The sequence below is a fragment of the Bacillus sp. FSL M8-0049 genome, from assembly GCF_038593355.1.
In the GTDB taxonomy this organism is placed as follows: Bacteria; Bacillota; Bacilli; order Bacillales; family Bacillaceae; genus Bacillus; species Bacillus safensis.
On record NZ_CP151986.1, the window covers coordinates 221505 to 236017 of the forward strand.

Sequence of the window (14513 nt, forward strand, 5' to 3'; positions counted from 1 at the left end):
ATTATAGGGGATCGTGCAGGTGAGGTCAATGGGTGTTTGGGTCTTTTTAACAAAAAAAGAAGCATCATGAGAGATGCTTCTTATTGTTTATATTCTTAATAGGCTTTCGCCCAGAACACCATATCAGATGCAGGTTTTCCGCAGCAGACACATGTGTCAGAAATGGTTTCCTGTTCGAATGGAATACAGCGTGAGGTCGCACCTGTTCTTTCTTTAATGTCGTTTTCACAGGCTTCATCACCGCACCACATGGCTTTAATCAATCGGTTTTCTGCCGCAAGAATTTGCTCGATATCTTCGATTGTGTGGGCGTGTGATGTCTTTTCATGTAATCGTTCTTTCGCTTTTTCGTACATCGTCCGCTGGATGTCTTCAAGCGTTGCTGTGATGGTTTGTTCAAGTGCATCTAACGTGACAGCTTGCTTTTCACCAGTGTCTCGTCGTGCGAGCATTACTTGTCCTTTTTCGATGTCCTTTGGTCCTACTTCTACACGTAGCGGAATACCCTGCATTTCACATTCGTTGAATTTCCAGCCTGGCTGTTTATCGCTTGCATCGATGTCAGCACGTGCGATGCGGGCGAGGCGATCCTTCAATTCGTAGGCATGATCCAGTACCCCTTCTTTATGAGAAGCGATTGGCACGATACGCACTTGGGTTGGCGCAATATTTGGCGGGAGGACGAGCCCTCTGTCATCGCCATGCACCATGATCATAGCGCCGATAATTCTTGTTGTGAAACCCCAAGAGGTTTGCTGGACATGCTCTAGTTTTCCTTCACGGTTTAAGAATTCGATGCCAAATGCTTTGGCAAATCCGTTCCCGAAGAAATGAGAAGTGGCCGTTTGAAGCGCTTTTCCGTCATGCATCAAGCTTTCAACCGTATAGGTGAAGCGAGCGCCGGCGAATTTTTCCTTCTCGGTTTTTCTCCCTTTAATGACAGGAATGGCAAGGAGATCTTCGCAAAGAGAAGCGTAAGTGTGAAGCATTCTTTCTGTTTCTTCAATCGCTTCTTGCTCAGTCTCATGGCACGTGTGTCCCTCCTGCCATAGGAATTCAAGGGTTCTAAGGAAGGGACGTGTTGTTTTTTCCCATCGGACGACATTGGCCCATTGGTTATATAGCTTTGGTAAATCGCGGTAGGAATGAATAATGTTTTTGTAATGCTCAGCGAACAGCACTTCAGAGGTTGGTCTGACGCAGAGCCTTTCTTGTAATTCGGATTCACCGCCATGTGTGACCCACGCCACTTCAGGAGCAAAGCCTTCGATATGATCTTTTTCCTGCTGCAGCAGGCTCTCTGGGATAAAGAGCGGCATATAGACATTCTCATGACCCGTTTCTTTAATCTGGCGGTCAAGTTCGTCGCGAATATTCTCCCAGATTTTAAAGCCGTACGGCTGAATGATCATACTGCCTCTTACGCTTGAATAATCGACGAGCCGCGCCTTTGTGACAACATCTGTATACCACTGGGCAAAGTCGTCTTCCATGCTTGTAATTTTCTCAACAAATTGTTTTTTTGACATTGCAGGTTCCTCCTTTTTTAAAACAAAAAAGCTGTACTTTAAGTTAGGGACCATTCCTGGTGGTACCACCCTAATTTAAAGCACAGCTTTACACTCAATCATGATAACGGTATGAACCGCTGTATGAAACAGAACTAAATCGGCAGGTTCACTTGAAGATGTCAGTAGGAACTTCTCAGCACCGTTCCCTCTCTGTTAAAGATCGATTCAAGCTACTATTCCAGATCTACGTTGATCCTTGTTCGTTGATTTTTCATCAGTTTACCTGTAAATGGGGGAGAAAGCAAGCTGTTCTGATTCCTTTTACAGCGCCTTTTGTTTAGGTAACGGAATGGCAGTATTTTTCTATTTTTACAGCTTGCGAGTTATGTAAGGCTGTGCTAATATATGTGAAGAAAAAAATAGACTTGTATAACCTCAATAATATGGTTTGAGGGTTTCTACCAGGATCCGATAAATCCTGATTACAAAAGCGCGCTTTCCTTTTTTGTAATCAGGGTTTTTTTGTTTGTCTGCACCCTGTATCAAAAGTGAAAGCGATGATATACAGAAGGGATGTTAGACATGAACTGGAGAGTATATTTATTAGCCGTTTCTACTTTTGCGGTTGGATTAGTTGAGCTTGTGGTTGGTGGCATTCTGCCAAGTCTTGCAGAGGATTTGAATGTGTCTCTTGCAACAGCCGGACAGCTCATTACGGTATTTGCGATTGTGTATGCCATTTCAGCACCCGTGCTGCTGACTGCGACAGCCAAAATCGAACGAAAGCGCCTTTACTTAATCGCGTTATTGGTGTTTACAATAGGAAATGTGTTCACTTATTTTAGTTCGACCTTTGCCCTTGTCATGATATCTAGGGTGTTGATTGCGATGAGTACAGCGCTTGTGGTGGTGTTGTCTTTGACGATCACTGCCAAATTGGTGGAACCAGCACATCGTGCGAAAGCATTAGGGCTGATTTTTATTGGTATTAGCTCCTCACTTGTTCTCGGTGTACCGATCGGTATTTTTATTACAGAGAGCTTTGGCTGGAGAGTGATGTTTTTAGGAATCAGTATTCTTTCTGCCATATCGATGGTGCTGATCTATTTTCTATTGGAAAAAATGCCTGTTGAAAAAGTGACGCCTCTTAGAGAACAGATTCGTTCTTTAGGGCATCCGAAAATTTTTAGTGCACACTTGATCAGTTTGTTTATGCTTGCAGGCCATTATATGCTTTATTCTTATTTCACTCCATTTCTGATGGAAGTTCTGCATATGACCCCGTTTTGGATTAGTATTTGTTATTTGATCTTCGGACTTGCGTCTATAGGCGGGAATGGGTTTGGCGGCTGGCTCAGTGACAAACTGGGTTCAGGAAAAGCCATTTTGCTTGTGACTATGGCGTTTGCGATCGTCATGTTTATCCTTCCTTATACAGCGGGGGTGTTCGCGCTCTTTATGGTCATGGTTGTCCTTTGGGGAGCGCTCAGCTGGGCACTGACGCCTGCTTTGCAGAGTTATTTGATTCAAACAGATCCTGTCACGTCTGATATTCAGCAGAGCTTAAATACATCTGCCTTGCAAATCGGCATTTCGATTGGATCAGCGGTTGGCGGAGTCATGTTTACGATGACCGGTTCATCTGTTGATCTGGCTAAATTCGGTGCTGTGTTTGTACTGATTGCCTTTAGCTGTGCGGTGATTTCGCTGAAGAGACCGCCGCTTTATATGGATCGTCAGCATCATGCTGAATAGCTGCCTATCTTTAGGCAGCTTTTTTATGTTCATTTCAAATTCACAAGAAAAGTACCTTTCTATTCAAAGACGGCCATTTCACCGATTGGTTGGAAGCCGGCACGTTGATAAATATTTTTGCCGTCTGCTGATGCTTGTAAGATGACACATTTTTGTTTATTCTCTGTCTTGGTCAAAAGGTAATGAAACATGTCACTGCCAAGTCCTTTGCCGCGGTGTTCTGCCCTTGTTATGACATCATAAATACCGTAGCTGTCGTTTGTCTCGAATAATAAGCCTGTTGTGACCGGCTTATGGTGTTCATATCCCACGAACATGCGAGCTTTTGAGTGTAATTTTTTAATCGAAAAACGCTGGAAATAATCTTCTAAGGCGGCGGCCTCAGTCGATCCTTTGAATAGTTCAATAAAGATATGTGTGTAATCAAATAGTGTCTGCTCATCAAGTACTTCCTTGATTGTAAGTGATGAGGATGTGACTGGATCAATGTCACCTGTATGCTCAAGCATCATGATGGTATTGCGTTCGACCTCTTGAAGGTGATATTCCTTTAATAAATCAGCCCAATCAGGATGGAGTAAACGGTGATCGACCCATGTGCTGAAGATGAGTTTCTGTGACCGCATGTGTTCAATGGCAGCTTTCACCTTTTTCGGATCTTGAATTTGAGCTGATGTCGGTAAGAGCAAATTGAACGTGTCAGTCGATATTTGAGTATTGGATAGAACGAAATCGTCCGATGCAAGGAAGGTTCCGTTCACAGCAGAGGAAAACAGATGTATCTTTTCTTCTAATTGGCGAATGGCCATTAGTTGTTCAGGTTTCATTTAGCTCACCTTTTCATTATGATAATTTGGATGACATCCCCATGATTATAGCATGTGACAGGATGAGGGGAATCTAGTATAAAAGTACATATACAATTTTAAGGTCTGATGACCTATTATTTTACTAACAACCACATTTCTTTTGACTCCTTTCTTCATTATTAGTACCATTTTATTAACCAGTTAAGAGTGGAGGTTCAGATGGAAACAAAAGAGCAGATTGTATTAAAAGCGATTCAAGATCTGATTATGCATAGGGAAAAGAGACGGAATGATCCAACAGATCCACTGATTACCACGACTGATACACTCAAACAAGAATGGACACTCACACAGCTTCACATTTTATCGATGATTCAAGCCAATCCAAACGAATCAAACAATACATTTCTATCTCAACAACTAAAACTATCAAAGCCAGCTATTACAAAGGCTGTGAAAAAACTAATTGAAAAAGGCATGGTGGACTATTGCCACCGGCAGGGTGATAAGAAATCTGTCTATTATTCTTTGACAGAGGAAGGCAAGCAATTGGCAGCGCTTCATGATGAGCTGCATGAAAAAGCAGTCACGTCCTATTTAGAATTTCTTCAGCAGTTTCATGAGGATGAATTACAAGTAATTGAACGCTTCTTAAAAGCTTGGAAAGAAAAGATATAGATAAAAAACCGAAACCATCGTAAAAAGGAGATGGTTTCGGTTTTTTATGGTAAAATTAACATATATTGATGTTGTTTGAAGCCATGATGAAAGGGAGGGAGCTCATTGGAGAAAGAAATGATAGAAAATTATAAAAAATACGTATTCATCATGCCATTTGTGGGATTGTTTGTCAGCGTGCTATTATTTGTTTATTTTTTTGGTATTGCAGGAGCTGGAGAACCGATTTGGGCTGCTGCTTTGTATTGTGCTCTGCCCTTTTTGGTGAATACGATATGTTTCTTGCCTGTATGTATTTATTTTAAAGTCAGCAAAAAAAGTGAGGAACATACATGATTGTCGTCAGTGCTTGTCTTGCTGGATTGAAGGTTCGTTATAATGGCAGCCATCGATTAGATCAGCGAATTGAGGAGCTTGTTGAGGAGGGAAAGGCAGTCACAGTTTGTCCTGAGCTGCTTGGCGGCCTTTCCACGCCAAGACCTCCCGCGGAAATCATTGGCGGAGACGGACATGATGTATTACAGGGCCTCGCCTCCGTGATTGATGTACATGGAAATGATGTCACGGAGATGTATGTAAAAGGTGCGAAGGCCGCGCTGGAACAGGTTCAGTCTTTGAAAGCGACGGCGGTTGTGTTAAAAGAGTACAGCCCCTCCTGCGGCAGCCGGATGATTTATCGCGGAGATTTTAACGGGGGGACAAAAGCTGGAGATGGAGTGACATCCGCCTTGCTTAAACAGCACGGAATTCAGGTATTTTCTGAGGAGGATGATTGGACTTCACTGTTTTTATAAGTGTGGTGTGAATAGAAGGAGGAGTTAGGTTGAAAAAGTGGATGATTGGTTTAGTCGTCATTATTTTATTAGGAATTGGTATTTATTTTCTAATCAATGCAAAAACATACTCTTTTGATGATGTGGCCTCAATTGATCAAAACAAGGTGACTTCGATTCAAATTGAGCATGATAATGAGCGTGTTATGGTGGAAAAGAAAGCGGATATTCAAAAGTTACTCAAGGAATTTTCGGGTATGAAATTAAAGAAAACGAATGAAACTAAAAAAACTTCAAAAGAGTCTTATTGGATCAGAGTGTATGAGAATGAGAAGGAAACATATGGTCTGACTTTTTACGATCAAACATTTTTAGAAACATATGATTTTTCTAAAACAAAAGATCAAACCAGCGAATATCAAATCGTTGACACCAATCAAGTTGATATAGGAAAATATATCAAATAGCTCAGCCAGAATGTCATGCATGATCAATCGAAAATTCGGGTATAGTGCTTGGTAAGTAAAAAGGAAGCGGAGGTTTGTTTGATGAGTGGATTAACAGATACAGTCACATTAGCAAACGGAGTAAAAATGCCGAAGCTAGGCTTTGGTGTATGGCAGGTAAAAGATGGGGATGAGGCTGTAAATGCCGTCAAAGACGCTCTTGAAGCGGGCTACCGCAGCATTGATACAGCAGCCGCCTATCAAAATGAAGAAGGGGTAGGCAAAGCCATTCAGCAATCAGGTATCTCGCGCGATGATCTATTCATTACGACAAAGGTCTGGAATAATGATCAAGGCTATGAATCAACACTCGAAGCCTTTGAAACAAGTATGAACAAGCTGGGATTAGATGTATTAGATCTTTATTTAATTCATTGGCCAGTTGAAGGCAAATATAAAGAAACATGGAAAGCGCTAGAGAAACTATATAAGGATGGACGCGTTCGAGCGATCGGAGTGTGTAATTTCCATCAGCATCATTTAGAGGATTTATTGGAAGAGGCAGAAGTTGTGCCAATGGTGAATCAAATCGAGCTGCATCCAAAGCTGACGCAGGAGCCTTTACAAGACTACTGCAAATCGAAAGGAATTCATGTAGAGGCGTGGTCGCCATTAGGCAGCGGGAAGCTTCTAAACCATCCTGTTCTCCAGGATATCGCGAAAAAACATGATAAGTCAGTAGCGCAAGTGATTCTTCGCTGGGACTTGCAGCATGGCATTATCACCATTCCAAAATCTGTGACGAAGAGCCGAATCATCGAAAACACACAAGTTTTTGATTTCGAGCTGTCCGCACGTGAGATGGGTGTCATTGATCAGCTCAATGAAGATGAGCGCACGGGTCCAGATCCAGATAACTTTGATTTTTAATCGAAGGAAAAGCACAGGTGCGATGCCTGTGCTTTTTTATTTCCATCTTTAGACAGATTTTTGGGGGTGATAGGTCTCAATGATTTGAATGGCGTCAACAATCTGTTCTTTAGAATAGTCTCCAATCAAACAAAAGGTTTCATCTTTACGTGCCGCATGGTTTGCTACCGTAAGTGCCGCTTCTTCCAGTTGAGTTGTCATACCAAGATCGCGCATATTTCTAGGTAATCCGAGTGTTTGGTAGAGTTCAAGTAATTCCTCAACCTCGGACATTCGGTTTTCTGCGGCAAGCTGGACGAGGATGCCATAAGCTACTTTTTGTCCATGTAACACATGATGCGTTTCTTCAATAAATGTCAATCCATTATGAACGGCATGGGCTCCTGCCATTCTTCCATAGCGTCCCCCATAGCCGCCGACTGTTCCTGCTAACGTAATAATCGTATCTGTCACATCCGCGAATGCTTGGGAAAGCTGACCTGTTTTTAAGCTGTTGACAGCTTCTTCACTATGAGAAAGAAGAATGTCTCGAACATATACCGCCTGCTTTAGTGCTGCATGTACCATGAGCGGCAAGGCGCCTTTTGTGTTACGAATAATCGCTTCTGCTTCATACCATTTTGCCAGCGTATCACCAATTCCGCTTTGAAGATAGGAAAGAGGAGAGGAAAGCAAAAAAGTATGATCAATTAAGGTGAGGTAGCTGGATCGTTTATGATAATCAACTCTCATGAAGTTTCCTTTGTCATCATAAATGACGCTGAGAGGTGTAGACGCAGCACATGTGCCGGGAATCGTTGGCACCATGATGACTTCGATTTGAAGAACGTCTGCAACTGATTTTGCGGTATCTAAAATCGTTCCGCCCCCGATGCCGATGATCACATCTGACCCGTTAAGCTCTTCTGCGATCTGTGTGACCGCATTAGGTGAACTGTATCCTTTGTGCTGAATGAAAGGCCACTCGGACGGCAGCTTTGTGTATTGTGAAAAAGCTTGGTATGAATCATATCCTGTCACTACAGCAGGTGACTGAAAAGGAGAAACAAGGGATTCAAGTTCATGATAGATTCCCTTTTGAGAAATAAATTGGTTAGGGCCGCTTCTGACAATATCTTCTGGCTGGATCATGGATCATTGCTCCTTTACACATCATATTGTTCATAAATCATCTCATTTTACAGAAAGTTCTGTCAAATAGTCAAATATATGAGAAGAAAGGCCCTTCCGTTTTATGGAATTGAGCCGCCGACATTGCCTTTAGGTATGTATTTCCTGTATGATAAAGAATGGTATGTTTTGATTAAATTTAAGAGGTGTTTATATAGATGGAAAAACAATATCGCGTTTTACTTTACTATCAATATGTCCCCATTGAGGACCCAGAGACGTTTACAGCAGAGCATTTAGCATTCTGTAAGGAGCTTGGTTTGTTAGGCCGTATCCTCGTATCAGCAGAAGGCTTGAACGGAACGGTTTCTGGAACTATTGAGCAAACGGACAAGTACATGCAAGCGTTAAAAGAAGATCCGCGCTTTGCGTCTATGCCGATCAAAATTGACGAAGCAGATGGTCATGCGTTTAAAAAAATGCACGTCCGTCATCGGAATGAACTAGTGAACCTCAGCCTTGAGGATGATGTGAATCCGTTGGAATTAACGGGGAAACATCTTAGCCCGGTTGAATTTTACGAGCAAATGCAATCACCTGATACTGTTGTGATTGATGCGCGTAATGATTACGAGTTTGATGTTGGTCACTTCAGAGGGGCAGTTCGTCCTGATATTGAGACATTCCGTGAATTACCTGAGTGGATTCGTGACAATAAAGAGATTCTTGAAGGCAAAAAAATCCTGACTTATTGCACAGGCGGCGTACGCTGTGAGAAGTTTTCAGGCTGGTTAAAGCGTGAAGGCTTTGAAGATGTCTCTCAGCTTGACGGCGGAATTGTCACTTACGGAAAAGACCCAGAAGTACAAGGGAAGCTATGGGACGGTCAATGCTATGTGTTTGATAATCGCTTAACAGTACCAGTGAATCAAACAGAGCATGTGGTTGTCGGAAAAGATTTCTTCACTGGTGAGCCTTGCGAGCGTTATGTGAACTGTGCGAACCCTGCATGTAACCGTAAGATGATTGCCACTGAAGAGAGTGAGCATAAGTATATGCGCAGCTGCAGTCATGAATGCCGCACAAGCGAACGGAACCTGTATGTGAAACAGCACAATTTATCTGAAGAAGAAGTTCAAGAAAGACTAGCTGTTATTGAAAAAGAACAAGCGATTTCACAAGGATAGAGGGAACCCCCCTTTATCCTTTTTTTCTTTACATGGCGTGGGTTAGAAGGGAGAGGAAGTCATTTCCTCTATCTTTTTTGTTTTGTTTTTTTCAAAATAAGGGTAAAGGTAGTTATTCAGTCTAATAGATTGAACAGGTAAAAAAGCGCTTTCTTTTGAAATAAGCATGTTCGACTATTTCAGAAAATGAAGAATTGAGAGATAATATAACAGGCGAAAAAATGAACAAGGGTAAATGTTTATTAGAAGAAATATTTGCCAGTAAAATGAAAAGTGAGCTGCTTTGAAAGAAAGACGCTTGCTTGACACATGCTCTGTATTTTAATCGAAAGGTGTTATGAACATGAATCATTTGCATCGTAGGATGGGAACTTTCGCTTTAATGATGGTAGGTCTTGGCTCAATCATTGGTTCAGGATGGCTCTTCGGTGCTTGGCGTGCGGCTCAAATCGCCGGCCCTGCTGCTATTTTATCCTGGTTGATTGGGATGGTTGTGATTTTATTTATCGCTTTGTCTTATAGTGAACTCGGATCGATGTTTCCAGAGGCAGGCGGAATGGTGAAATATACGCAATATTCACACGGATCTTTTATTGGGTTTATTGCAGCTTGGGCGAACTGGATCGCCATTGTCTCGGTGATACCAGTGGAGGCGGTTGCTTCCGTCCAGTACATGAGCTCATGGCCTTGGGAGTGGGCAAAGTGGACATCTCATTTGGTTACAAAAGGGGTATTGACGACAGAAGGTCTTATGGTTGCCAGTGTGCTGCTTGTGATTTACTTTCTGCTTAATTATTGGACAGTTGGGTTATTTTCAAAAGCAAATACATTCATTACCGTGTTTAAAATTGTCATTCCAGGATTAACAATTGGTGCGCTCTTATTCGTAGGTTTTCATAGTGAGAATTTTACTTCTGGAACAAGTATTGCCCCTAACGGCTGGGCGAGTGTGCTGACAGCTGTTGCGACATCTGGGATTGTGTTTGCTTTCAATGGCTTCCAAAGCCCGATTAACATGGCCGGTGAGGCAAAAAATCCAGGCCGGTCGATTCCAATTGCCATTGTCGGATCGATTTTCATTGCGACTGTGATTTATGTCCTTTTACAAGTCGCCTTTATCGGTGCTGTTGATCCATCTATGATCGTGAACGGATGGGGTCATTTGAATTTCAACTCGCCATTTGCGGACCTTGCCATTGCGCTTGGGATTAACTGGCTTGTTCTGATTTTATATGCGGATGCGTTTGTGTCGCCTTCTGGTACAGGAATTACGTATACCGCAACGACGTCTCGTATGATTTATGGAATGGAAAAAAACAAATACATGCCAAGGGTGCTTGGCCGTCTGCACCCTATTTACGGCGTGCCTCGTCCAGCAATGTTTTTTAACTTAGCCGTATCGTTTATCTTTCTGTTTTTATTTAGAGGCTGGGGTGTACTTGCTGAAATTATCTCTGTCGCTACACTCATTTCGTATCTGACTGGACCAGTGACCGTCATGACGCTGAGAAAGACAGGGACAGATTTATATCGACCGCTTCGAATAAAAGGACTCAGCATCATTGCTCCTCTCGGTTTTGTCTTTGCCTCATTGACACTGTATTGGGCAAGATGGCCGTTAACAGGTCAGGTGCTGTTCATTATTCTCATTGGTCTTCCTATCTATTTTTACTATCAAGCAAAAGCGAAGTGGAAAGGCTTCGGCCGCAACTTTAAGGCGGGTGCTTGGATGGTTGTGTACCTGCTTGTGATGATGACGATTTCCTGTCTTGGCAGTGATAAATTCGGCGGTTATAACATCATTCATTATGGCTGGGACATGGCACTGATTACGGTGGTAGCTCTGCTATTTTATATGTGGGCACTCAAAAGTGGATATGAAACAGAGTTTTTAGAGGATGCGAAAAAAATCAATGATGAGCTGCGTGCTTCTCAGAAGGAAGCTGCAGCAACCAAAGAATAAAGAAACGGCTGCCTGAACACTCGGGGCAGCCGTTTTTATTTGGAGGAAAGGTGCATCACATGCCGTTTCAGCCAAGTGGTGACGCCGCGCAAAACGGCCGCTGTGACAAGTGAAATGAGCACATATCTCCAAAGCTGGCCTAAGCCTTGTCCACTCAGCCAGAATACGATGCCTAGAATGATGAGGGTAAACATGAGCAAGAATAAAAATGATGCAGACCAGAAAAAAGATTTCACAGAAGGTCACCTCCTCAGGAGTATTGTATGCAGGCAATTGAAGGAACAGACCAGCTATGAAAGGGTAGAATCATGGTGAAATCTATTGCAAAAGTCAGATAAAAGCACCAAGTGATTTGACAATTGTGTTAAGATGAGAGCATATTTTGAGTAAAGTTGTTGGTCATAGACGGAGGTGTTTGGAAATGCAGATTCAAAAGGTTCTAAACAATAATGTCATTAGTGTCATAGATGAACATGGAAAAGAAATCGTTGTCATGGGGAGAGGCATCGCTTTCCAGCGACGTCCCGGGGACCCGGTGGACGAATCGTTGATTGATAAAGTCTTCCGCCTGGAGGATCATTCCGTTCACGAGCGGATGAAAATGCTGCTTCAAGAGGTTCCGTATGATGTGGTCAAGGTGACCGAGGAAATGATCCAATATGCACATACAAAGCTGAACCGAAGATTAAACGAAAGTCTGCATGTATCGCTGGCAGACCATATTCATTACGCCATCGAACGGCTGAAGAAAAATCATCTGATTGAGAATTCGCTTATTTGGGAGATTAAACGCTTATACAAAGATGAATTTCTTGTGGCAAAGGACTGTCTTGAGATGATTGAAGAGCGTCTTCATATTGAACTGCCTGAGGATGAAGCGGGTTTTATTGCCATGCATATCATTAACGCAGAGCTCAATGAGGATATGAATACGACGGTCAATATCACAAAGGAAGTCAATGCCATTCTCACCATTGTGAAATATCACCTCAACATGGAATTTGATGAGGACTCACTCAACTTCTATCGTTTTCTCACGCATTTGCGCTTTTTCGTCCAGCGTCTGATCAATGAAACACTCCTTGTCAGCGAAGATCAGGACTTATATCAGCTGATCAAAGTGAAATATCCGAAAGCATACGATTGCGCAAAGAAAATCGCAGAATATGTCTATCAAACCTATCACCGGGATCTCACATCAGAGGAGATGCTGTATCTATCAATTCATTTGAATCGACTGATCAAACGAGAAAAATAAAGATAGATTTTAAAAGAAAGCGTTGACATGAGAAAAGGTGAGTGGTACTATTTGCTCATAAACATAAAAGAATACGGTTTCACAATGATCGTCTTAGAGGATTGTGACTGTTCGGCAGGCAAAACCTAAACGTTCACTGAAAAAGCGCAACAGCAAGCTGCGACTATTTTTGGTGCCCGTTTAGGTTTTTATTTTGCCCAAAAACGTATTTTTTTGAAAAAAAGGGGGTTTTTGCATGAGTTATCGTCAATTAGCAGAAGACATTATCAAACACATTGGTACAGAGAAAAACGTTCATTCATTGGTGCATTGCGCCACAAGGCTTCGTTTCACCTTAAATGACAGATCAAAAGCAGATAAAGCGGCCATTGAAAAATTAAATGGCGTCGTTACCGTTATGGAAAGCGGCGGCCAATTTCAAGTGGTCATTGGCAATACCGTACCAGAGGTTTATCGAGAAATTGGAGAGTTTACGAATCTATTAGAGGATTCCGCTGCTTCATCTGCAAAATCAGGTGAAGAGAGCACAAGCCTTTTCGGGAAATTCGTCGACATTGTATCGGGGATTTTCACACCACTTCTCGGTGTCATGGCGGGTGCAGGTATTTTAAAAGGTCTCTTAGGCATCTGTATCAATGCGAAATGGTTATCTCCTGAAGATACGTCGTATCAAATTTTATTTGCTGCATCTGACAGCTTGTTCTACTTCCTGCCATTATTGCTCGCATTCACTTCTGCTAGGAAGTTTAAAGCGAATCCGTTTGTCGCTGTGACGATAGCAGGTGCACTGATTTACCCAACCATTCAAGAATTGTCAAAAGGCGGCGGAGATGTGACATTCTTCGGGATTCCAGTCGTCTTAATGTCTTATACATCTACGGTCATCCCAATCATTTTGGCAGTGTTTGTCATGGGATATATCGAACGTTTCTTTAACAAAGTCATTCATGAAAGTGTCAAAAACTTTATTACTCCACTGATTTTGCTTGTCACGGTTGTTCCGCTGACACTCATCGTATTCGGACCATTTGGTGTGTATGCAGGGAATGGCATTGCAGCTGTTTTGCTGAAAGTATTCTCCTTTAGTCCTACACTTGCAGGTGCTTTAATTGCGATGGCTTGGCAGATTCTTGTCATCTTCGGTATCCACTGGGGACTTGTGCCAGTGATTTTAAATAATATCGCAGTCCATGGGAAAGATCATATCAAGCCGGCCACTGCGCCAGCTGTATTCTCACAAGCCGGTGCTTCAATCGGTGTTATGCTGAAAACAAAGAATAAAAAACTGAAATCACTGGCTGGATCAACAGCAGTTTCTGCTGTGTTTGGGATCACAGAGCCAGCTGTATACGGGGTCACGCTTCGTTTGAAAAAACCATTTATTGCAGCCGTTATCTCTGCTGGGGTCGGCGGTGCGATTATCGGTTATTCACAAAGTATTGCAATTGCGTCAGGCCTTCCAAGTTTACTGACACTGCCGATTTTCTACGGTCAAGGATTTACAGGGTTTATCATCGGAATTTCGGTCTCGTTTGTCCTTTCGATCATCTTAACTTATTTGATTGGATTTAAAGATCCAGTAGATGAAGATGAAACGCCGGCCGCTTCTGCACCGGTAATTGAAAACGAACATGGGGTCAAAGCCGCTCATGTGAAAAGTCCTTTAAAGGGCGAGGTCATCAAGCTGGAGGAAGTGCAGGATAAAGCATTCTCATCTGGTGCACTAGGAAAGGGCGCAGCCATCATTCCATCAGAAGGCAAGCTGTTTGCACCAGTATCAGGAGTCGTGACAACGGTGTTCCCAACAGGCCATGCGTATGGTCTAACTTCTGAAAGCGGAGCAGAAGTACTCATTCACATTGGACTGGATACCGTACAATTAGGTGGAAAACATTTTACCCCGAAGGTTGTTCAGGGGCAAACCATCACAGAAGGCGAACTGCTTGCTGAGTTTGACATAGAAGCCATCCAAGCAGCCGGCTTGTCCGTCACAACACCAGTGATTATTACCAATTCAGGTGAGTTTAGCGATATCATTGAAACAGAAGAGAAACAAATCACACCAGGGCAATCATTTTTACATCTAGTTTAAT

General features: G+C 42.6%; 14 protein-coding genes and 1 riboswitch. Of the genes, 10 read left to right on the forward strand and 4 right to left on the reverse strand.

Annotation, left to right across the window (positions count from 1 at the left end; all coding sequences use genetic code 11):
* Positions 1-95: 95 nt before the first annotated feature.
* Complete coding sequence (gene proS, locus NSU13_RS01260; protein ID WP_176967366.1) at positions 96-1529, reverse strand: proline--tRNA ligase; 1434 nt, start codon at positions 1527-1529, stop codon at positions 96-98.
* A 387-nt stretch (positions 1530-1916) separates the two neighbouring features.
* Positions 1917-2016, forward strand: a riboswitch (purine riboswitch).
* A gap of 77 nt (positions 2017-2093) precedes the next feature.
* Here proS and NSU13_RS01265 point away from each other — a divergent pair.
* Positions 2094-3266, forward strand: a complete 1173-nt coding sequence (locus NSU13_RS01265; protein WP_041115248.1) for an MFS transporter — start codon at positions 2094-2096, stop codon at positions 3264-3266.
* A 59-nt stretch (positions 3267-3325) separates the two neighbouring features.
* Here NSU13_RS01265 and NSU13_RS01270 read toward each other — a convergent pair whose 3' ends face one another.
* A complete protein-coding gene (locus tag NSU13_RS01270; protein ID WP_176967365.1) occupies positions 3326-4093 on the reverse strand; it encodes a GNAT family N-acetyltransferase in 768 nt (255 codons plus the stop codon).
* Positions 4094-4294: 201 nt separating this feature from the next.
* Between NSU13_RS01270 and NSU13_RS01275 the strand changes: the two genes are divergently transcribed.
* From NSU13_RS01275 to NSU13_RS01295, 5 genes are all read left to right on the forward strand, one after another.
* Positions 4295-4753 carry a MarR family transcriptional regulator gene (locus tag NSU13_RS01275; protein WP_034283105.1) on the forward strand — a complete coding sequence of 153 codons (459 nt, stop codon included), beginning with the start codon at positions 4295-4297 and terminating at the stop codon, positions 4751-4753.
* 105 nt (positions 4754-4858) lie between these two features.
* Positions 4859-5089: a hypothetical protein gene (locus tag NSU13_RS01280; protein WP_041115244.1), complete on the forward strand. Its 231-nt coding sequence runs from the start codon at positions 4859-4861 to the stop codon at positions 5087-5089.
* On the forward strand, positions 5086-5547 hold the full coding sequence (locus NSU13_RS01285) for a DUF523 domain-containing protein (RefSeq protein ID WP_081123919.1): 462 nt from the start codon (positions 5086-5088) through the stop codon (positions 5545-5547). Before NSU13_RS01280 ends, NSU13_RS01285 begins: the two co-directional genes overlap by 4 nt.
* Positions 5548-5576: 29 nt before the next feature.
* A complete protein-coding gene (locus NSU13_RS01290) occupies positions 5577-5993 on the forward strand; it encodes a DUF5301 domain-containing protein (RefSeq protein ID WP_046313670.1) in 417 nt (138 codons plus the stop codon).
* An 81-nt stretch (positions 5994-6074) separates the two neighbouring features.
* Positions 6075-6902 (forward strand): aldo/keto reductase, encoded by an 828-nt coding sequence (locus tag NSU13_RS01295; protein ID WP_098677699.1) that lies wholly within the window; start codon positions 6075-6077, stop codon positions 6900-6902.
* A 48-nt stretch (positions 6903-6950) separates the two neighbouring features.
* Here NSU13_RS01295 and NSU13_RS01300 read toward each other — a convergent pair whose 3' ends face one another.
* Positions 6951-8033 carry an iron-containing alcohol dehydrogenase family protein gene (locus tag NSU13_RS01300; RefSeq protein ID WP_098677750.1) on the reverse strand — a complete coding sequence of 361 codons (1083 nt, stop codon included), beginning with the start codon at positions 8031-8033 and terminating at the stop codon, positions 6951-6953.
* A gap of 197 nt (positions 8034-8230) precedes the next feature.
* On the opposite strand from NSU13_RS01300, the gene NSU13_RS01305 reads away from it, so the two are divergent.
* Both NSU13_RS01305 and NSU13_RS01310 read left to right on the forward strand, forming a co-directional pair.
* On the forward strand, positions 8231-9199 hold the full coding sequence (locus NSU13_RS01305; RefSeq protein WP_039176148.1) for a rhodanese-related sulfurtransferase: 969 nt from the start codon (positions 8231-8233) through the stop codon (positions 9197-9199).
* 343 nt (positions 9200-9542) lie between these two features.
* Positions 9543-11162, forward strand: coding sequence for an APC family permease (locus tag NSU13_RS01310; protein ID WP_098677751.1), 1620 nt, complete (start codon positions 9543-9545; stop codon positions 11160-11162).
* Positions 11163-11197: 35 nt separating this feature from the next.
* Here NSU13_RS01310 and NSU13_RS01315 read toward each other — a convergent pair whose 3' ends face one another.
* A complete protein-coding gene (locus NSU13_RS01315) occupies positions 11198-11398 on the reverse strand; it encodes a hypothetical protein (protein WP_034283125.1) in 201 nt (66 codons plus the stop codon).
* Positions 11399-11583: 185 nt separating this feature from the next.
* On the opposite strand from NSU13_RS01315, the gene NSU13_RS01320 reads away from it, so the two are divergent.
* Positions 11584-12420, forward strand: a complete 837-nt coding sequence (locus NSU13_RS01320) for a PRD domain-containing protein (RefSeq protein ID WP_024424409.1) — start codon at positions 11584-11586, stop codon at positions 12418-12420.
* 235 nt (positions 12421-12655) lie between these two features.
* The gene (locus tag NSU13_RS01325; RefSeq protein WP_034283128.1) at positions 12656-14512 is read left to right on the forward strand and encodes a beta-glucoside-specific PTS transporter subunit IIABC; all 1857 of its coding nucleotides are present in this window, start codon (positions 12656-12658) and stop codon (positions 14510-14512) included.
* Position 14513 lies beyond the last annotated feature (1 nt).

Excerpts from the sequence above, each read along its gene's own strand:
- NSU13_RS01275 (WP_034283105.1), top strand. The coding sequence starts at position 4,295 with ATGGAAACAAAAGAGCAGATTGTATTAAAAGCGATTCAAGATCTGATT.
- NSU13_RS01265 (WP_041115248.1), top strand. The coding sequence starts at position 2,094 with ATGAACTGGAGAGTATATTTATTAGCCGTTTCTACTTTTGCGGTTGGA.
- NSU13_RS01285 (WP_081123919.1), top strand. The coding sequence starts at position 5,086 with ATGATTGTCGTCAGTGCTTGTCTTGCTGGATTGAAGGTTCGTTATAAT.
- NSU13_RS01270 (WP_176967365.1), bottom strand. The coding sequence starts at position 4,093 with ATGAAACCTGAACAACTAATGGCCATTCGCCAATTAGAAGAAAAGATA.
- NSU13_RS01300 (WP_098677750.1), bottom strand. The coding sequence starts at position 8,033 with ATGATCCAGCCAGAAGATATTGTCAGAAGCGGCCCTAACCAATTTATT.
- NSU13_RS01325 (WP_034283128.1), top strand. The coding sequence starts at position 12,656 with ATGAGTTATCGTCAATTAGCAGAAGACATTATCAAACACATTGGTACA.
- proS (WP_176967366.1), bottom strand. The coding sequence starts at position 1,529 with ATGTCAAAAAAACAATTTGTTGAGAAAATTACAAGCATGGAAGACGAC.
- NSU13_RS01310 (WP_098677751.1), top strand. The coding sequence starts at position 9,543 with ATGAATCATTTGCATCGTAGGATGGGAACTTTCGCTTTAATGATGGTA.
- NSU13_RS01295 (WP_098677699.1), top strand. The coding sequence starts at position 6,075 with ATGAGTGGATTAACAGATACAGTCACATTAGCAAACGGAGTAAAAATG.
- NSU13_RS01320 (WP_024424409.1), top strand. The coding sequence starts at position 11,584 with ATGCAGATTCAAAAGGTTCTAAACAATAATGTCATTAGTGTCATAGAT.
- NSU13_RS01305 (WP_039176148.1), top strand. The coding sequence starts at position 8,231 with ATGGAAAAACAATATCGCGTTTTACTTTACTATCAATATGTCCCCATT.